Annotated in this window: 16 protein-coding genes; 5 read left to right on the top strand and 11 right to left on the bottom strand. The window is 67.4% G+C overall.

Annotation, left to right across the window (positions count from 1 at the left end):
• Positions 1–17 precede the first annotated feature (17 nt).
• The 3 genes from ahcY (at position 18) to metF (ending at position 2,740) form a co-directional block, all read left to right on the top strand.
• Complete coding sequence (ahcY, locus tag AXYL_RS30870; protein WP_013396813.1) at positions 18–1,436, top strand: adenosylhomocysteinase; 1,419 nt, start codon at positions 18–20, stop codon at positions 1,434–1,436.
• A 120-nt stretch (positions 1,437–1,556) separates the two neighbouring features.
• The gene (locus tag AXYL_RS30865; protein WP_006389784.1) at positions 1,557–1,892 is read left to right on the top strand and encodes a phage holin family protein; all 336 of its coding nucleotides are present in this window, start codon (positions 1,557–1,559) and stop codon (positions 1,890–1,892) included.
• Positions 1,892–2,740: a methylenetetrahydrofolate reductase [NAD(P)H] gene (gene metF / locus AXYL_RS30860; protein WP_013396812.1), complete on the top strand. Its 849-nt coding sequence runs from the start codon at positions 1,892–1,894 to the stop codon at positions 2,738–2,740. The genes AXYL_RS30865 and metF overlap by 1 nt, the downstream gene beginning before the upstream one ends.
• A 79-nt stretch (positions 2,741–2,819) precedes the next feature.
• On the opposite strand, the gene AXYL_RS30855 is transcribed toward metF, so the two are convergent.
• From AXYL_RS30855 to AXYL_RS30805, 11 genes are all read right to left on the bottom strand, one after another.
• Complete coding sequence (locus AXYL_RS30855) at positions 2,820–3,794, bottom strand: Bug family tripartite tricarboxylate transporter substrate binding protein (RefSeq protein WP_013396811.1); 975 nt, start codon at positions 3,792–3,794, stop codon at positions 2,820–2,822.
• 29 nt (positions 3,795–3,823) lie between these two features.
• Complete coding sequence (locus tag AXYL_RS30850) at positions 3,824–4,981, bottom strand: CaiB/BaiF CoA transferase family protein (protein ID WP_013396810.1); 1,158 nt, start codon at positions 4,979–4,981, stop codon at positions 3,824–3,826.
• 2 nt (positions 4,982–4,983) lie between these two features.
• Positions 4,984–5,838 carry an HpcH/HpaI aldolase/citrate lyase family protein gene (locus AXYL_RS30845; RefSeq protein WP_013396809.1) on the bottom strand — a complete coding sequence of 285 codons (855 nt, stop codon included), beginning with the start codon at positions 5,836–5,838 and terminating at the stop codon, positions 4,984–4,986.
• Between the two features lie 26 nt (positions 5,839–5,864).
• A complete protein-coding gene (locus AXYL_RS30840; protein ID WP_013396808.1) occupies positions 5,865–6,317 on the bottom strand; it encodes a MaoC family dehydratase in 453 nt (150 codons plus the stop codon).
• A gap of 295 nt (positions 6,318–6,612) precedes the next feature.
• Entirely contained in the window at positions 6,613–7,380 is a 768-nt protein-coding gene (locus AXYL_RS30835) for an IclR family transcriptional regulator (protein ID WP_013396807.1), read from the bottom strand.
• 58 nt (positions 7,381–7,438) lie between these two features.
• Entirely contained in the window at positions 7,439–8,437 is a 999-nt protein-coding gene (locus AXYL_RS30830; protein WP_013396806.1) for a tripartite tricarboxylate transporter substrate-binding protein, read from the bottom strand.
• 223 nt (positions 8,438–8,660) lie between these two features.
• Entirely contained in the window at positions 8,661–9,524 is an 864-nt protein-coding gene (locus tag AXYL_RS30825) for a proteasome-type protease (protein WP_013396805.1), read from the bottom strand.
• A gap of 55 nt (positions 9,525–9,579) precedes the next feature.
• The gene (locus tag AXYL_RS30820; protein WP_013396804.1) at positions 9,580–10,383 is read right to left on the bottom strand and encodes a transglutaminase family protein; all 804 of its coding nucleotides are present in this window, start codon (positions 10,381–10,383) and stop codon (positions 9,580–9,582) included.
• Between the two features lie 10 nt (positions 10,384–10,393).
• Positions 10,394–11,365 (bottom strand): alpha-E domain-containing protein, encoded by a 972-nt coding sequence (locus tag AXYL_RS30815; RefSeq protein WP_013396803.1) that lies wholly within the window; start codon positions 11,363–11,365, stop codon positions 10,394–10,396.
• A gap of 2 nt (positions 11,366–11,367) precedes the next feature.
• On the bottom strand, positions 11,368–12,801 hold the full coding sequence (locus AXYL_RS30810; protein WP_013396802.1) for a circularly permuted type 2 ATP-grasp protein: 1,434 nt from the start codon (positions 12,799–12,801) through the stop codon (positions 11,368–11,370).
• Between the two features lie 424 nt (positions 12,802–13,225).
• Positions 13,226–13,900, bottom strand: coding sequence for a 5-formyltetrahydrofolate cyclo-ligase (locus tag AXYL_RS30805; protein WP_013396801.1), 675 nt, complete (start codon positions 13,898–13,900; stop codon positions 13,226–13,228).
• 117 nt (positions 13,901–14,017) lie between these two features.
• On the opposite strand from AXYL_RS30805, the gene AXYL_RS30800 reads away from it, so the two are divergent.
• A complete protein-coding gene (locus AXYL_RS30800) occupies positions 14,018–16,162 on the top strand; it encodes a lytic transglycosylase domain-containing protein (RefSeq protein WP_013396800.1) in 2,145 nt (714 codons plus the stop codon).
• On the top strand, positions 16,159–17,259 hold the full coding sequence (locus tag AXYL_RS30795) for a tRNA CCA-pyrophosphorylase (protein WP_013396799.1): 1,101 nt from the start codon (positions 16,159–16,161) through the stop codon (positions 17,257–17,259). Before AXYL_RS30800 ends, AXYL_RS30795 begins: the two co-directional genes overlap by 4 nt.
• The last annotated feature ends 22 nt before the right edge of the window (positions 17,260–17,281 follow it).

Here is a 17,281-nt window from a genome sequence, read left to right as displayed (position 1 = left end):
CGTGGAGCCTACACACCATGAATGCTGTGACCGATAAATCTTTCTCCGACTACCTCGTCGCCGATATGTCGCTGGCCGGCTGGGGCCGCCGCGAGCTCGCCATCGCCGAAACCGAAATGCCCGGCCTGATGGCCATCCGCGAGGAATTCGCCGCCAAGCAGCCGCTCAAGGGCGCGCGCATCGCCGGCAGCCTGCACATGACCATCCAGACCGGCGTGCTGATCGAAACGCTGGTGGCACTGGGCGCCGAAGTGCGCTGGGCCTCGTGCAACATTTTCTCCACGCAGGACCATGCCGCCGCCGCCATCGCCGCGTCGGGCACGCCGGTCTTCGCCGTCAAGGGCGAAACGCTGGAAGAGTACTGGCAGTACACCCACAAGATCTTCGAATGGCCCAATGGCGAAAACGCCAACATGATCCTCGACGACGGCGGCGACGCCACCTTGATGCTGCACCTGGGCACCAAGGCTGAGAAGGACCTCTCGGTGCTGGCCAACCCGGGCAGCGACGAAGAGCGCATCCTGTTCGCCGCCATCAAGGAAACCCTCAAGCGCGATCCCAAGTGGTACTCGACCCGCCTGGCCCTGATCAAGGGCGTGACGGAAGAAACCACCACCGGCGTGCACCGCCTGTACCAGATGTCGCAGAAGGGCGAGCTGGCCTTTGCCGCCATCAACGTCAACGACTCGGTCACCAAGTCCAAGTTCGACAACCTGTACGGCTGCCGCGAATCGCTGGTCGACGGCATCAAGCGCGCCACCGACGTGATGGTCGCCGGCAAGGTTGCCGTCGTGGCCGGCTACGGCGACGTGGGCAAGGGCTGCGCCCAGGCGCTGGTCGCGCTGCGCGCCCAGGTCTGGGTCACCGAAGTCGATCCGATCTGCGCCCTGCAGGCCGCCATGGAAGGCTTCAAGGTCGTGACCATGGAAGAGGCCGCCGCCCACGGCGACATCTTCGTCACGGCCACCGGCAACTACCACGTCATCACGCGTGAGCACATGAACGCCATGAAGGACCAGGCCATCGTGTGCAACATCGGCCACTTCGACAACGAGATCGACGTCGCCAGCCTGGCCGACTGCAAGTGGGAAGAAATCAAGCCGCAAGTCGACCACGTCATCTTCCCGGACGGCAAGCGCATCATCCTGCTGGCCCAGGGCCGCCTGGTGAACCTGGGTTGCGCCACCGGCCACCCCTCGTTCGTGATGTCGTCCTCGTTCGCCAACCAGACGATCGCCCAGATCGAGCTGTTCACGCGCAACGAAGCCTACACCTCGGGCCAGGTCTACGTGCTGCCCAAGCACCTGGACGAGAAGGTCGCCCGCCTGCACCTGAAGAAGCTGGGCGTGAAGCTCACGACCCTGCGCCAGGACCAGGCCGACTACATCAACGTGCCGGTGGCAGGCCCCTACAAGCCCGAGCACTACCGCTATTGATGGTTGTAGCAAAATAGGGAAGTGCCGCGCCACGTCGGCGCGGGCTTTCCGGCCTGCAGGATCCCTGCCGCGAACGTATCGCCGCGGTAGGGCCGGCAGGCTCACAACAGGAGATCGAACATGGCCTTGATACTCGTCTGGATCCTGAACGCGGTGGCCTTGCTGGCCGTTGCCTACCTGCTGCCCGGCATCACCGTGGCCAGCTTCGGATCGGCGCTCATCGCCGCGCTGGTGCTGGGCCTGGTCAACATGCTGGTCAAGCCGGTGCTGGTGCTGCTGACACTGCCCATCACGATCGTCACTCTCGGTCTCTTCCTCATCGTCATCAACGCCTTGTTGTTCTGGTTCGTCGGCTCCGTGCTGAAGGGCTTCCAGGTCAACGGGTTCTGGTGGGCCGTGGGCGGTGCGATCCTGTACAGCATCATCTCTGGCTTGCTTACCAAACTGATTCCCTGATGTCTGACTCGACTACTCCCGCCTTCAGTCTGGAATTCTTTCCCCCGCGCGACCTGGCCGGCCAAGAGCGGCTGGTGCGCGCGGCCAAGCAGATGCTGGCCATCCAGCCCAAGTACGTCAGCGTGACCTTTGGCGCGGGTGGTTCCACGCGCGCCGGCACGGCGGACGCCGTGCGCACGCTGCGCAACCTGGGTTGCGAGGCGGCGCCGCACCTCTCGTGCGTCGGCGCCACGCGCCAGGACCTGCGGGACATTCTCCAGGCCTACAAGAACGACGGCGTGCGGCGCGTGGTGGCCCTGCGCGGCGACCTGCCCTCGGGCATGGGCGGCGATGCGGGCGAACTGCGCTACGCCAATGAGCTGGTGTCGTTCATCCGCGAGGAAACGGGCGACTGGTTCCACATCGAAGTGGCGGCCTATCCCGAAATGCACCCCCAGGCGGCCAGCCCCTCGGCCGACCTGGACCATTTCGTGAACAAGGTGAAAGCCGGCGCCGATGCGGCCATCACGCAGTACTTCTTCAACGCCGACGCCTATTTCGACTTCGTCGACCGGGCCCAGGCCAAGGGCGTGAACGTGCCCATCGTGCCGGGCATCATGCCCATCACGAACCACACGCAGCTGCTGCGCTTCTCGGAAATGTGCGGCGCGGAAGTGCCGCGCTGGATCCGCCTGCGCCTGGCCGAGTTCGGCGACGACAAGGCTTCCATCCGCGCCTTCGGCGTGGACGTGGTGACCGAGCTGTGCCAGACGCTGCTGGACAACGGCGCGCCGGGCGTGCATTTCTACACTTTGAACCACGCGGAAGCGCCCATGGCCGTGTGGAAGGAACTGTCGCTGCAGGCATAGCGGCGGCGCGTTTGGCAACCGCCGTAAAGGCCAAGCCCACCCGCAAGGGTGGGCTTTTCTTTGGGCGCGCGCTGGCCGCTTACTCCGGCTGGATGCCCGCCTGCCGGATCTGTTGGCCCCAAGCGTCGTATTGGGACCGCACGAACTGCTGCAGCGGTTCGCCCGTGGCCAGATCGGGCTCCATGCCCATGGCGCGCAGCTTTTCCTGGATCGCGGGCTCGCGCATCGTGGCCGTCAGTTGCTCGGACCACCACTGTGCGGCCTCGGGCGCCAGTCCGCCGGGGCCGGCCACGCCGATCCAGCCGGTCAGGTCCAGGCTGCCCATGCCCAGTTCCTGGGCGGTGGGCACGGCCGGCAGGATGGTCGAACGCTTATTGGAAACGAGGGCCACGGCGTTCAGGTTCTTGGCGCGGATCTGGGGCAGCACGGCCCCCAGGTCGGCCGCCACGAAATCGATACGCCCTCCCAGCAGGTCGGTGATGGCTGCCGGTTGGCCCTTATAGGGCACGGCCAGCACGTCGGCGCCCGCAGCGCGGCTGAACGCCGCCGCGACGACCTGACCCGTGCCCGAGCCATAGCCGCTGGTCACCGAGTTTGGCTTCTCCTTGGCCGCCGCCACCAGCTGGCGCGCATCGCCATGCTGGCCGGCGGCGCGGGTGACGATGACCACGTCGAAGCGGACCACGCGTCCGACCTGGGTGAAGTCCTTCATGGCGTCGTAGCGCTGGAAGGCCTTGGACAGGTAAGGGCCGGACGAACTGGTGGCGCTGGAACTCGGCATCATGGTGTAGCCGTCGGGCGCGGCGCGCGCCACCGTGTCCACGCCCAGCACGCCCAGCGCGCCGGGCTTGTTCTCGACGATGATCTGCGCGCCGCTGCGGGCGCGGATATCGTCGACCACCACGCGCGAGACGTTGTCGATGGTGCTGCCGGCGGGAAAGCCGACCACGAAGTGTATAGGCTTGTCCGCCTGCGGGTAGCCGGGGGCCGCGCCTGCCAGGGACGGCAGGCACAGCGCGGCGGCGATCAGGGCGGATTGGATGTTGTTTTTCATGTCTGTCTCCTCGTGCTTGGAACCTGGGCTCAGGCGGCCCGGCCGGCCTGGACTTCCGCCAGGATTTCGGCTGTGTGTTCGCCCAGTCCGGGCGGGTGCCGCCGGATATCCGCCGGCGTGCGGCTGAAGCTGACTGGCAGGCCTGCCTGGATCAGGCGCCCTTCGGTGGGGTGCTCGGATTCATGCCAGAAGCCGGTGGCCCGCAGGTGCGGATCGGCCAGCAATTCCTCGAAGCCATTGACCGGCGCGTAGGGGATGTCGGCGCTCGCCAGCAGTTCGATCCATTGCGCGGTGGTGCGCGTGCCCAACACGCTTTCGACATAGCTGTACAGCTCGGGGAAATGCTTGCTGCGGCTGTTGAGCGTCAGGTAGCGCGGGTCCTGCGCCATCTCGGGGTTGCCGGCCAGCGCGAAGAAGCGCTGCCATTGCGGCGTGGTGTAAGGCACCACGCTCATGTAGCCGTCCTGGGTGCGGAAGGGGCGGCGGTACTCGTTGAGCAGGCGCGTGTAGCCCGCCGGCCCTTCGGGAGGCACGAAGGTCAGCCCGGCCAGATGTTCGGGCGCCAGGAAGGCCACCATGCATTCGAACATCGGCACTTCCACGGCCTGGCCGCCCGCGCCGCGTTCACGCGCCAACAGCGCGCTGGTCACGGCGTTGGCCACGTACAGCGCCACGACCTTGTCGGCGACCACGGAGTTGACATAGCGCGGCGCCTCGGCGCCCGCGCCGCCCTGCAGCCAAGCCATGCCGGACGCGGCCTGGATGGTGTCGTCGATGGCGGCGCGTCCCGCGTAGGGGCCTTGCTCCGAATAGCCGTAGCAGGCGCAATAGACCAGCTCGGGAAAGCGGGGCTGCAGCGTCGCGTAGTCCAGGCCCAGGCGGCGCATGGCTGGGGCGCGCATATTGGAGATGAAGACGTCGGCGCCGCCGATCAGCGCGTCCAGCTGCGCGCGGCCTTCGGCGGTCTTGGCATCGATCACCGCGCTGCGCTTGTTGCGGTTCAGATTCAGATGGGTATGGCTCATGGCGGCGTGGCGCTGAGGCGTGACGTGGCGGAACACGTCGCCCTCGGCGGATTCCACCTTGATCACGTCGGCGCCCATGTCGCCCAGCATCTGGGTGGCCATGGGTCCCATGCCGACGCTGGTCATGTCGATGACGCGTATGCCGTGCAGTGGTCCGGGCATGGTCAGTCCTCCCCCAGCAGGCGGCGCGCCAGGCGCAGGTGCGGACGGTCGATCATCTTGCCGTCCAGCCGCAAGGTCCCCGCGCCCGGGTTTGCGGCGAAAGCTGCGATGACCGCACGGGCCCACTGTAATTGGCCGTCGTCCGGACTCAGCGCGGCGTTGACGGCATCGACGTGGCGCGGATGGATCGCCATCTTGCCGACGAAACCGTCACGGAACGCCTCGCCGGCCTCGGCGGCCAGCACCTCGGGCGCATCCAGATCGACGCAGACCGTGTCGATCGCGCGCACGCCGGCGGCGGCGGCGGCCATCAGGCACAGTGAGCGCGCCAGGCGGAAGGGTTCTGTATAGCGGCCCGCGTCGCGGTTGCGCAGCGCGCCGACGTCGGCGGCCAGGTCTTCGCCGCCCCAGGACAGTCCCCATAGCCGGGGCGTGGCATCGCGGTAGTCGTGCAGCCCGAACAGGGATTGCGCGGTTTCGGTGACGATGGCGAGGATGCGCGTGGCGCCGGGCGCCGTGCCGGCCACGGTTTCGAAAGCGTCCAGATAGTGCGACAGGTGCAGCAGGTCGGCACGGCCGGAGCACTTGGGCAGCACGATGCCGTAAGGAGCGGCAGGCAGCACCGCGGCCAGGTCGGCCAGGGCGTCGCCGCTATCCAGCGCGTTGATGCGTACCCATAGCTGCTTGGCCGGAGCGCCACGCTCCAGCATGGTGCGGACTTCCGCGCGCGCCGCTGGCTTCCGGTCCGGAGCGACGGAGTCTTCCAGGTCCAGGATCAGGGCATCGGCGGCGCTGGCGGCCGCGTGATCGAATTTACGCCCGGAATCGCCGGGTACGAACAACAGAGAGCGGGTCATTACGGTTCTCCCGATGCGGCGGCAGCTCAGGCGGGACGCTTGCGCATCAGGGCCGAACGCTTGCACGTGGCCACCACCTCGTCGCGATGGTTCAGCGCCGTGTGCTCGAACTCGACGATGCCGGCGTTGGGGCGCGATTTGCTCTCGCGCATCGACTGCACGCGGGTGCGCACGTGCAGGGTGTCGCCCGCGAAAACGGGCTTGGGGAAGTTCACGTCGGTCATGCCCAGGTTGGCGACCGTGGTGCCCAGGGTGGTGTCGTTGACTGTCATGCCGATCAGCAGACCCAGCGTGAACAGGCTGTTGACCAGGGGCTTGCCGAATTCCGTCTGCGCCGCGAAGTGCGCGTCCAGGTGCAGCGGCTGCACGTTCATCGTCAGGGAGCTGAACAGCACGTTGTCCATTTCGGTCAGGGTGCGGGTCCAGGCATGTTCGAACGTCTGTTCGGGAGAAAACTGTTCGTAGTAGAGGCCAGCCATATTCTTTCCTTCGTGTGTGGAGCGCCGGGAGCGGCCCGGATTTCGAGAGCGCGCTGCCGGTAAATCCGATCTGCGTTCTTACTCTTGAACAAAAGTTTATAGATATGAACGAGGGCGGGCAATGGTTTTTGCTTGGCGTAAACCCGCAGCAGTCGTTGCGGTGGTGGCGGGCGCGGACGTGCGCCACCACCACCACGGAGAGCGCGTGGCGGGGAGCAGGAAAGGGGGGCGGCCGTCCCATGTCAGGGACAGGGAGGAGGCCGGGGCTTGGCGCGTCCCTTTTTAGGGACTGGCCTTAGTAGGCAGGCGCGGCGGGCGCCGGGCTGTCCAGGCGTTGCGTGAGTTCGCGGCTGGCGGCAAGCAAGGTCTGGCCGATGCGGTCTGCCTTGGCGGCAGAGCGGTCCAGCGGCGCGCCGACGACCAGCGCCAGCACGGCGCCGTACAGCACCAGCGGCGCGGCAACCGACAGGGTGTCGGCCTGATGTTCCGCCAGGTTGACGTGCCAGCCGCGCCTGGCTTCGGTTTCGATCAGCTGCAGCAGCTGCTTGTGTGTCTTGACCGTCTTGCCGGTGTAGCGGTCCAGGGGCAGGCGCGTGGCCAGCGCTTCGCGCTCGGCGGGCGGCATGGCGCCCAGCAGCGCGCGTCCGGAGGCGGAGGCATGCAGCGGTTTCTGCTGGCCGACCCTGGCGGTGAAACGCACGATGCGCTCGGGTTCGGCCACGTCCAGGTAGACCACCTGGTCGCCGGACCGTTGGGCCAGGATCAGGGTCTCGTCCAGCTCGTCGCGCAGCGCTTCCAGCGTGGGCCGGATGCGCGTGGTCAGTTGATCATGCTCGGCGACCGTGCGGGCCTCGTTCAGCCAACGGCGGGTGAGGTAATAACGGCCCGCGGTCTGATGCGCGTAGCCGTCGCCTTCCAAGGTGTCCAGCAAGGCCAGGCAACTGGACTTGGGGATGCCCAGTCCGGCCGAGATCTGCGACAGCGTGGCCGGCGCCCGCGTCGCGGCGAAGAACTGCAGGATGTCCAGGACGCGCCTGGCGCTTTTTACGTCGTTCGTACTCATGCACGGGAATATATATTCATGAACGGGCAGCGGCAACCGCCGCTGTCCCTCCGTGCCGTCAGTCGGCGTACACCCCCGCCTTGCGGATGATGCCGCCCCATTTGTCGACCTCGGACTGCAGCCAGGTCTGCAGGCCCTGCGGCGTCTGCTTGGATTCCGGCACGATCTCGGCGCCCAGTTCCGCCATCTTCTGCGTGAAGGCCGGATCCTTAAGCGCGGCACGCAGTGCCTCGTTGAACTTGGCGATGGCCTCGGGCGGCGTGCCCTTGGGCGCGTAGACGCCATGCCAGACCTTGACCTCGAAGTCCTTCAGGCCGTTTTCCTGCAGGGTCGGCGCATCGGGCAGGGTCTTGATGCGGTCCAGCGTGGTGACGCCGTATAGCTTCACGCGTTCGGCCTTGATCTGCGGGATGGTCTGGGTGGTCTGGTCGCACAGCACGTCCACCTGGCCGCCCAGCAGCGCGGTCATGGCCGGCGCTGTGCCGGCGTAGGGCACGGTGGTGAACTGCACGCCCAGCGATTCCTGCAGCAGCATGCCGCAGAGCTGCGACACCGCGCCTAGGCCGGCGTTGGCCAGGTTGATCTTGTTGCCGTTTTCCTTGGCGTACTTGATGAAGTCCTTCATGCCATCCGCGGGCAGGTCCTTGCGGCCCAGCAGCGTCATCGGTACGTCGGCCACCTGTCCGACATAGGCGAAGTCCGTCAGCGGATTGAACGACAGCTTGCGGTACAGCGCCGGCGCGGTGGCCATGCCGTTGTGGTGGATCAGGAAGGTATAGCCATCGGGCGCGGCGCGCGCCACGTGCTGCGATGCCAGCGTGCCGCCCGCGCCGGTGCGGTTCTCGATGATGATGCTCTGGCCCAGCGTCTTGGACATGGACGCGCCCAGGCTGCGCGCCACGACGTCGGTCGGCCCGCCCGCCGCGAACGGCACGACCAGCGAAATGGGGTGGTTGGGATAGGCGCCTTGCGCGCCGGCGTTGCCAGAAACCAGGCAGGACAGGGCCAGCACGGGCCAGGCCGCGCGCTTGAGTGCGCGCGCGTAGATGGGGGGCATGTCTCGCTCCTTGTGGTGTTGTCGAGGCCCCCAAGGCAAAGCATGACGGCCGGACACCAGTGTGGCGCGCCCACGCCCGGATGAGAATTCGCGGTTCCGCAAGCCGGGCTTCGGTTGCTGGAAAGGAGGGTTTACGCGGAAGGGCGATCGTTCATGTGCAAAAGCCCACCGCAATAAAGTTGCTGCCTGTGGGCTTCCGATAGCGGAACGTGAAACAGTGCTCCTAGTTCGCCTGATCCTTGCCCGGATCCTCTGCCAGCACTTGTGGCGCGGCATAGCTTGCCGCGGGCACGTCCACCGGCTCCGCGCGCAGCGGCTGGTGCACGCGGCTGGGCGGCACCAGCGAATCCGGCGAGTCGGGCTGGGTCCACAGCGGGTCCGGGATCTCGGCGAAGACTTGGCGCAGACGTTCGCCCCAGGTGCCGCGGATCATGCGGAAGTACTCGTTGTGCTCGTCAATGCTGGCGAAGTGCGTGACGCGCAGCGAGTGCGTGTCGTAGACCAGCAGGTCCAGCGGCAGGCCCACCGAGATGTTCGAGCGCAGGGTGGAGTCCATGGAGATCAGGGCGCACTTGGCGGCTTCGTCCAGCGAGGTGTCGGGACGCAGCACGCGGTCCAGGATGGGCTTGCCGTACTTGGCTTCGCCGATCTGGAAGTACGGGCACTCCTGGCCGGCTTCGATGAAGTTGCCGGCCGAATACACCTGGAACAGGCGGCAGCGCTCGGTGCCGATCTGGCCGCCGAAGATCAGGTTGACGTTGAAGTCCACGCCCTGCTCGCGCAGGGCGGGGGCTTCGCGGTGATAGACGTCGCGCACCGCGGCGCCGACGCGGCGGGTGGCCTCGAACATGTCGGGCGCGTTCCAGACGGTTTCGCCGCCTTCGTCATGCTGGCGCGCCAGCGCGTTCAGCACGGCCTGGCTGACCGCCAGGTTGCCGGAGCTCATCAGCACCATCACGCGGTCGCCAGGACGCTCGAACACGGTCATTTTGCGGAAGACGCTGATCTGGTCGACTCCGGCATTGGTGCGGGAGTCGGCCAGGAAAACCAGGCCGGAATCAAGGCGGGCGGCGACGCAGTAGGTCATGATCTGAAATTGGGAAAACCACGCCGCATTGTATTGCGGCGCGGCCCGCGGGATGTTACTGCTGGGCGCTGGTCTGGACCTGCACGCTGACCTCCATGGATTCCTGGCCCCCGCCGCTGCGCACGCCGCGCACCGGCGAGGCCGAGTCGTAGTCCCGCGCCACCGCCAGCCGGCAGTGGCAGTCGGAGGCGAACTGACGGTTGGTGACGTCCACGCTGGTCCAGCCCACGTCGGGCAGCCAGACGTCGGCCCAGGCGTGGCTGGCCGCGTGCTCGGCGGTGGTGTACAGGTAGCCGCTGACGTAGCGGGCCGGCACGCCCAGGCCGCGCACGCAGGCCAGGAAGAGGTGGGCATGGTCCTGGCAGACGCCGTGGCCCATGGCCAGCACCTGGTTGGCGGCGGTGGTGACATCGGTGGTGCCGGGTTCGTAGGCGACGCGGTCGCTGACCGCGGTGGCCAGGGCCAGGATGTCGTCGGGCGTGTTCAGGCCGCTGGGCAACACGCCACGCGCGAAGGCCATGACGGTGTCGTCGGCCTGGGTCAGCGGCGTCTGCACGCAATAGGCGTGCACCGGCAGGCGGCTGTCCTCGCTGCCCAGCAGGCCGCGTTCCAGCGGCGCCACCAGCACCTGTCCGACCACGCGCAGTTCGATGTCGCTGTGCGGCTGGTTGAGCGTCAGCGTGTGCGTGATGTTGCCGTAGGCGTCCACCTGCTTGTCCAGCGCGCCGGGCGCTTCGATGTGCCAGCGCAGCACGCGCTGGTGCTCGTCGTCGCGCGGGGTCAGGCGCAGGGTCTGGATGCTGTAGGTGACCGGCGCGGTGTAGCGGTAGTGCGTGAGGTGGGTGATGATCTGTTTCATTCCGGTCTCCCTAGGCGGACAGCGGCACCAGGAAGTCCTGGCTGATGCGGTTGCCCAGATCGTTGATGCGGTCCAGGAAGCGCTCCAGGTACTGGTGCAGGCCGCTGTCCAGGATGTCTTCGACGCGCCCGTATTGCAGTTCCGCGCACAGCATGCCGGCGCGCCTCTCGGTTTCGGTCGAGCGCTGGTTGGAAACGCGCGCCAGGTCGTCGGCCACCGCGCGCATCGAGGCCAGTAGCGAGCGCGGCATGTCGCCGTGCAGGATCAGCAGCTCCGCCACGCGGTCAGGGGTGATGACGTCGCGATACACCTTGCGGTAGATCTCCAGCCCCGATACCGAACTGAGCAGCGCCGACCAGCGGTAGAACTCGCTTTGCAGCGCCGCCGCGCCGGCGGGCTCAGTTCGGCCGTCCTGGCCATTGGCGCTGCGTTCGTGGAACTTCACGTCCAGCATGCGCGCGGTGCTGTCGGCGCGTTCCAGGTGCATGCCGATGCGCAGGAAGTACAGGGCCTCGTCCTCCAGCATGGTGCCGATGGTGACGCCGCGCGCCAGGTGCGAACGGAACTTCACCCATTCGAAGAACTCGCCCGGGTTGCGCTCCAGCAGACCGGTATGCAGATGCTTCAGCAGTTCCAGCCAGGTGGTGTTGTAGGTTTCCCAGACCTCGGTGGTGAGGCTGCCGCGCACGGCGCGCGCGTTCTCGCGGGCGGCGCGCATGCAGGCATAGATGGATGAGGGATTCTCGGGATCGCGCACCATGTACTGCAGCACGTCGTGCGGCGAGATGGAGGCGTACTTGCTCTGGTACAGGCCCTGCAGCTCGGAGATGCGCAGCACCGCCAGCCACGAGCCTTCGCGCGTCTGCGCGTCCTGCGGCAGCAGCGACATCTGCAGGTTCACGTCCAGCATGCGGGCGGTGTTCTCGGCGCGCTCGGTATAGCGGCACATCCAGAACAGATTGTCTGCGGTTCGGCTCAACATGTTCAGTTCTCCTCCAGCACCCAGGTGTCCTTGGTGCCGCCGCCCTGGCTGCTGTTGACCACCAGCGAACCCTCGATCAGGGCCACGCGGCACAGGCCGCCCGGCACGGTGCGGATGTCCTTGCCGCACAGCACGTAGGGGCGCAGGTCCACGTGACGCGGCGCCACGCCCGATTCCACGTAGGTCGGCACGGTGGACAGCGCCAGCGTGGGCTGGGCGATGTAGTTGGCGGGATTGGCGCGCACCCGCTCCTTGAACGCGTCGACCTCGGCGCGCGAGGCCGACGGCCCCACCAGCATGCCGTAGCCGCCCGAACCGTGGACTTCCTTCACCACCAGTTCGTGCATGTGGGCCAGCACGTGCGACAGTTCATCCGGCCGGTTGCAGCGCCAGGTCGGGACATTGGACAGTATCGGTTCCTCGGCCAGGTAGAAGCGGATCATGTCCGGCACGTACAGGTAAGTGGACTTGTCGTCGGCGATGCCGGTGCCGATGGCATTGGCCAGCGTGACGCGGCCGGCGCGGTACACCGACAGCAGACCGGGCACGCCCAGCGCGGAATCGGCGCGGAACGACAGCGGGTCGAGGAAGTCGTCATCCAGGCGGCGATAGATCACGTCCACCTTGCGGGGCCCCTGCGTGGTGCGCATGTAGACGGTATTCTGCTCGACGAACAGGTCCTGGCCTTCAACCAACTCCACGCCCATCTGCTGCGCCAGGAAGGCGTGCTCGAAGTAGGCCGAGTTGTACATGCCTGGCGTCAGCACCACCACGGTGGGATCGTCACCGCCATGCGGCGCCACTTCGCGCAGGTTGTCCAGCAGCAGGTCGGGGTAATGCGCCACCGGTTCCACCTTGATGCGGCTGAAGGCGTCTGGCATCAGCCGCATCGACATCTTGCGGTTCTCCAGCATGTAGGACACGCCGGACGGCACGCGCAGATTGTCTTCCAGCACATAGAACTCGCCCGCGCCGGCGCGCACGATGTCCACGCCGGCGATGTGGCAGTAGATGTCCTCGGCCACGTCCACGTCCTGCATTTCGGGGCGGTATTGGGCGTTGAGGAAAACCTGTTCGGCAGGCACGACGCCGGCCCGCACAATGTCGTGCCCGTGATAGATGTCGTGAATGAACATGTTGAGCGCGCGCACCCGCTGTTTCAGGCCTGCCTCGAGCAGGCGCCATTCGTCGGCGGGGATGATGCGCGGGATCAGGTCGAAGGGGATGAGCCGTTCGGTGCCGGCCGCGTCGCCCGCCACCGAGAACGTGATGCCGACCCGGCGAAAGCTCAGGTCCGCTTCCAGGCGGCGCGCGGCCATGGCCTGCGCGGACTGCTCATCGTGCCAGCGCTCGAAAGCCTGGCAATGGGAGCGTATGCCGCCGGCGCTGTCGCGCATTTCGTCATAGGCGGCGGGACGGGGTGATCTGTCCTTCATGGCTCCTCCGGTACAGGTGCTGGCCGCCGCGCTCGCGCGCGACAACCGCCCGGCCGATGTCCGGCCGGTTGCAAAGGATTAAGCAACACGCGTGCCAGCCTGGCTGGCACGCGCGGGGCGCGCCCCTGGGGACCAATATCCTCCGAAGGGCGTTGCGGCGCCATCGCCGCGGCGGCTGAGGCCAGGGATGGCGCAAGCGCCAGGCGCGGACTGGCCGGGGCTGGCGGGTTGAACGGGGTCAGTCGGGCTGGCGCGGAAAAGCTGGGCCAGGGGGAACGGATGGGGCAGCGCGGTGGCGCCGCCGAGACGGGCCGCGCAAGGTGCGCGGCGTGCTGCGTAATAGGGCCGGGGGCGTGGCCGGCCTCGCAGGCTATGTTAGGTCATGCACCGTTTTGGTGCAAGCTGGCAGGTCTAAGCTGGTGCGTCAGTTCATGCGGAAGCTGTGCAGCGTGGTGCCGCCCGTGCCGCCTTGTTCCAGCGGCGCCTGGGGCACCCAGCCGTCCTGGGTCAGCACCGCGTCCAGCGGGAAGTCGTGCGCGGCGGGTTCATGGCCGGCGTCCAGTTCGCCGCAGCTCCAGGCGATGCCGATGGCGATGAACGGGTGGCCGCGGTCGCGTAGCGCGGCCAGGGTGCGGTCGTAATAGCCGCCGCCGTAGCCCAGGCGGTCGCCCTGTTCGGTGTAGCCCAGAGTAGGCACCAGCACCACGTCCGGCAGCAGTTCGGGGCCTGCGACCGGTTCCTGGATGCCGTAGGGGCCGGCGCGCAATTCGGCGTCCGGCGTCCAGGGCAGGAAGGCCAGCGGGGCGTTGCGTTCGCGCACCACGGGCAGCGCCACGGCCACGCCGTTTTCGACCCATTGCTGCAGCAGGGGGCGCAGGTCGGGCTCGTCGGCCATGGGCCAGAAGGCGGCCACGGTGGCTGGCGCGGGGCGGCCGGCGCGCACGGCTTCGTCGCGCGCCACGTTCAGCCAGGTGAACAAGCGGGCGCGCATGAGCAGGCCGCCGCGGCTACGCTGGTCTTCCGGCAGTTCGGCGCGCAGTTTTCGCAATCGCGCGCGTAGCTGTACTGCGGTATCCTCTGGAGTATTTTGCGTAGTCATGCGGTGGCTGTAAGAGGGATGGACAAATGATGGCGAACGTGCGGGCGAAAGTGCGGACGAAAATGCGGATTGCCGGCATGCTGGCGTACGGCAAGGCCAGTGTATGAGGGACAGGGCATGACACAGACTCTGCAATCCGGACGGTATCAGAAAACCGCGCGGAAATCCGGGCCCGCCGCCACATCCGAAGCTGCTCCCGGCCTGCGCCGTTGGCTGCCGCTGCTGGCGCTGTTCACCGCGGCCTGTGCGCCGGTGGATGCGCAACAGCGCAGTGCGTCCGTCAAGACCCAGCCCGAGCCCGCCGTGCAGGCGGCGCAACCCGCCATTTCCGTGCCGCCGGCCGTGCTGGCGGGCCTGCCGCCCACTTCCCAGACGCCCGCGTTGGCCGCCGTGGTCGCGGCGCGCGAAGCCATGAACCGCAAGCAGTGGTCCGTGCTGGGCGCGCTGGTGCCGCAGGCCAAGCCGGACCCGCTGGGCATGTACCCCGAATACTGGCTGCTGCGCTATCAGCTGTGGACCCCGCCCGCCACGGGCCGGCCCACCGCCGACCTGCAGAAATTCATCAGCGGCAATTCCGACGCCTATTTGGCCGACCGCCTGCGCGGCGACTGGCTGCTGGCCGCCGCCCGCAGCGGCGACTTCGAAACCGTGCGCAAGCTCGCGCCCGTCAAGAACAGCAATGCGCAGATCGAGTGCGCCATCCTCGATGCCAAACACATGACCGGGCAGCGCGTTAACGCGGCGCAGGCCGCGGCCGTGTTCGCGCCGGGCGGCGCCTGCTGGGCGCTGTACGACCAGTTGGTCGCTGACAGCATCATGGGCTGGGAACAACTGGAACCCCAGCTGCGCGACGCCATCGAGGCCAACAAGACGGCCGACGCGCGCAAATTCGCTCAGTACATGTTCGAGCCGGGCGACCTGAAAACCTATGACCTGCTCATGAAGGATCCCATGAAGTGGCTGACGCGCCAGAGCCGTCAGCCCGTGGGCCGCAACGAGAAGGAGCTGGTGACCATCGCCTTGGCGCGCCTGGCGCGCTCCGATGTCAGCGTGGCCGATTCCTACCTGCGCCGCGAATGGGGCAAGTCCGGGGACTGGTCCAAGTCCATGGCCAAGTCGAACCTGGCCTGGGTCCGCGGCCAGTACGCGCTGGTTGCCGCGCTGAATCTCGACAGCCGCGCCGACGACTGGTACCACGAGGCCGGCCACATCCGCATGACGGAGTACAACGCCGCCTGGAAGGTGCGCGCCGCCTTGCGCCAGCCCAAGATCGACTGGAAGTGGGTGATGGAATCCATCGACCAGATGCCGGCCTCGCAGCAGGCCGACTCGTCCTGGATCTACTGGAAAGCTCGCGGCCAGGCCGCGCGCGGCAACAAGGAACAGGCCGCCACCGCCTACGCCAGCATCGCCGACCGCTTCGACTTCTACGGCCAACTTGCCGCCGAGGAACTGGGCCGCCGCATCACCGTGCCGCCGCGTCCCGCGCCCATCAGCGACCAGGAAATCACCGAGGCCCGCGCCAATCCCGGCCTGCGCCGCGCGATCCAGCTCTTCCGCCTGGGCTGGCGCGCCGAAGCCGTGCCGGAATGGAACTTCACGCTGCGCGGCATGAGCGACCGCCAACTGATGGCCGCCGCCGAACTGGCGCGCGCCGAGAACATCTACGACCGCGTGGTCAACACCTCCGACCGCACGGAAAAAGAGTTCGATTTCAGCCAGCGCTTCATCGCGCCCTTCGAAGGCCGCGTCACCGCCAAGGCCAACGCCATCGCGCTGGACCCGGCCTGGGTCTACGGCCTGATCCGCCAGGAATCGCGCTTCATCATGGACGCGCGTTCGCACGTGGGCGCATCCGGCCTGATGCAACTGATGCCGGCCACCGCCAAGTGGGTCGCGGGCAAGATCGGCATGAGCAACTTCACGCCCGACAGCGTCAACGACTTCGACACCAATACCGAACTTGGCACCAATTATCTGAACATGGTGCTGCGCGACCTGAACGGTTCGCAGATGCTGGCCAGCGCGGGCTACAACGCCGGCCCGCGCCGTCCGCACAACTGGCGCTCGACCTTCACGCATCCGGTGGAAGGCGCCATCTTCGCCGAGACCATCCCGTTCAACGAAACGCGCACCTACGTGAAGAACGTGATGTCCAACTCGGTCTATTACGCGGCCATGTTCACCGGCCAGTCCCAGTCCCTGAAGGAACGCCTGGGCAACATCGTGCCGCTGGGCGCGGAAAGCACCTCGATTCCATGACGCGGGATCCGGCCACCGACGGCCTGCAGGTCTATATCGTGGGCGGAGCGGTGCGCGATGCGCTACTCGGCCTGCCGCCCGGCGACCACGACTGGGTCGTGGTCGGCGCCACGCCCGAGGACATGGCGCGCCGCGGCTTCGTGCCGGTGGGCGGCGATTTCCCCGTTTTCCTGCATCCGCGCAGCAAAGAGGAATACGCGCTGGCGCGCACCGAACGCAAATCGGGGCGGGGCTACAAGGGCTTCACCTTCTACACCGGCGCCGATGTCACGCTGGAAGAGGACTTGCGCCGTCGCGACTTGACCGTCAACGCCATCGCGCAGACGCAGGACGGCGAACTGGTCGATCCCCTGGGCGGCGCGGCGGACGTGCGCGACCGCATCTTCCGCCACGTCGGCGAGGCCTTCGAAGAGGATCCGGTGCGCATCCTGCGGCTGGCCCGCTTCGCGGCGCGCTTTGGCGATTTTTCCGTGGCGCCCGAAACCATCGAACTGTGCCGCCGCATGGTCGAGGCCGGCGAGGCCGATGCGCTGGTGGCCGAGCGGGTCTGGAAGGAATTGTCGCGCGGCCTGATGGCGGCGGCGCCGTCGCGCATGCTGGGCATCCTCCAGCAATGCGGGGCGCTGGCGCGCGTGATGCCCGAGCTGCAAGGTGTGGACCAGACCGCGGCGGATGTGGACCGCGCGGCCGCACAAGACCTATCGCTGCCGGGCCGCTACGCCTTGCTGTGCCGGCTGACGCCAGAACGCGACGCCATGGGCCGCCGCCTGCGCGTGCCTACCGAATGCAATGATTACGCGCGGCTGCTGCCGGAAGTGCTGGCGGGGCTGGATGCCGCGGAGCAGGGCGCGGACCCTGCCGATGCGCAGTTGGGGCTGATGGAGCGTGCCGACGCGCTGCGCAAGCCGGAACGCTTTGTCGATCTGCTGGATACGGCCGCGGTGCTGCGTGCCGTGGACCGCCCGGCTTGGCTGTCGCGCGTGGCGGCCGTGCGCGGCGTGGATGCCGGGGTCATCGCCCGCGCCTGCGCCGGAGATCCCGCGCGTATCAAGGAACAGGTCCGAGCAGCGCGTCTGGAGCGCCTGCGGGCGCAGTGATTCCGCGACCGATTTGAAAGAA

The sequence above is a fragment of the Achromobacter xylosoxidans A8 genome (genome assembly GCF_000165835.1).
In the GTDB taxonomy this organism is placed as follows: Bacteria; Pseudomonadota; Gammaproteobacteria; order Burkholderiales; family Burkholderiaceae_B; genus Achromobacter; species Achromobacter xylosoxidans_B.
Note: the sequence above shows the minus strand (reverse complement) of the source record. Positions and strands in the feature narration are given on the sequence as shown.

Bases quoted from the DNA above. Each gene is read 5' to 3' on its own strand.
- ahcY (WP_013396813.1), top strand. From the start codon at position 18: ATGAATGCTGTGACCGATAAATCTTTCTCCGACTACCTCGTCGCCGAT.
- AXYL_RS30865 (WP_006389784.1), top strand. From the start codon at position 1,557: ATGGCCTTGATACTCGTCTGGATCCTGAACGCGGTGGCCTTGCTGGCC.
- metF (WP_013396812.1), top strand. From the start codon at position 1,892: ATGTCTGACTCGACTACTCCCGCCTTCAGTCTGGAATTCTTTCCCCCG.
- AXYL_RS30855 (WP_013396811.1), bottom strand. From the start codon at position 3,794: ATGAAAAACAACATCCAATCCGCCCTGATCGCCGCCGCGCTGTGCCTG.
- AXYL_RS30850 (WP_013396810.1), bottom strand. From the start codon at position 4,981: ATGCCCGGACCACTGCACGGCATACGCGTCATCGACATGACCAGCGTC.
- AXYL_RS30845 (WP_013396809.1), bottom strand. From the start codon at position 5,838: ATGACCCGCTCTCTGTTGTTCGTACCCGGCGATTCCGGGCGTAAATTC.
- AXYL_RS30840 (WP_013396808.1), bottom strand. From the start codon at position 6,317: ATGGCTGGCCTCTACTACGAACAGTTTTCTCCCGAACAGACGTTCGAA.
- AXYL_RS30835 (WP_013396807.1), bottom strand. From the start codon at position 7,380: ATGAGTACGAACGACGTAAAAAGCGCCAGGCGCGTCCTGGACATCCTG.
- AXYL_RS30830 (WP_013396806.1), bottom strand. From the start codon at position 8,437: ATGCCCCCCATCTACGCGCGCGCACTCAAGCGCGCGGCCTGGCCCGTG.
- AXYL_RS30825 (WP_013396805.1), bottom strand. From the start codon at position 9,524: ATGACCTACTGCGTCGCCGCCCGCCTTGATTCCGGCCTGGTTTTCCTG.
- AXYL_RS30820 (WP_013396804.1), bottom strand. From the start codon at position 10,383: ATGAAACAGATCATCACCCACCTCACGCACTACCGCTACACCGCGCCG.
- AXYL_RS30815 (WP_013396803.1), bottom strand. From the start codon at position 11,365: ATGTTGAGCCGAACCGCAGACAATCTGTTCTGGATGTGCCGCTATACC.
- AXYL_RS30810 (WP_013396802.1), bottom strand. From the start codon at position 12,801: ATGAAGGACAGATCACCCCGTCCCGCCGCCTATGACGAAATGCGCGAC.
- AXYL_RS30805 (WP_013396801.1), bottom strand. From the start codon at position 13,900: ATGACTACGCAAAATACTCCAGAGGATACCGCAGTACAGCTACGCGCG.
- AXYL_RS30800 (WP_013396800.1), top strand. From the start codon at position 14,018: ATGACACAGACTCTGCAATCCGGACGGTATCAGAAAACCGCGCGGAAA.
- AXYL_RS30795 (WP_013396799.1), top strand. From the start codon at position 16,159: ATGACGCGGGATCCGGCCACCGACGGCCTGCAGGTCTATATCGTGGGC.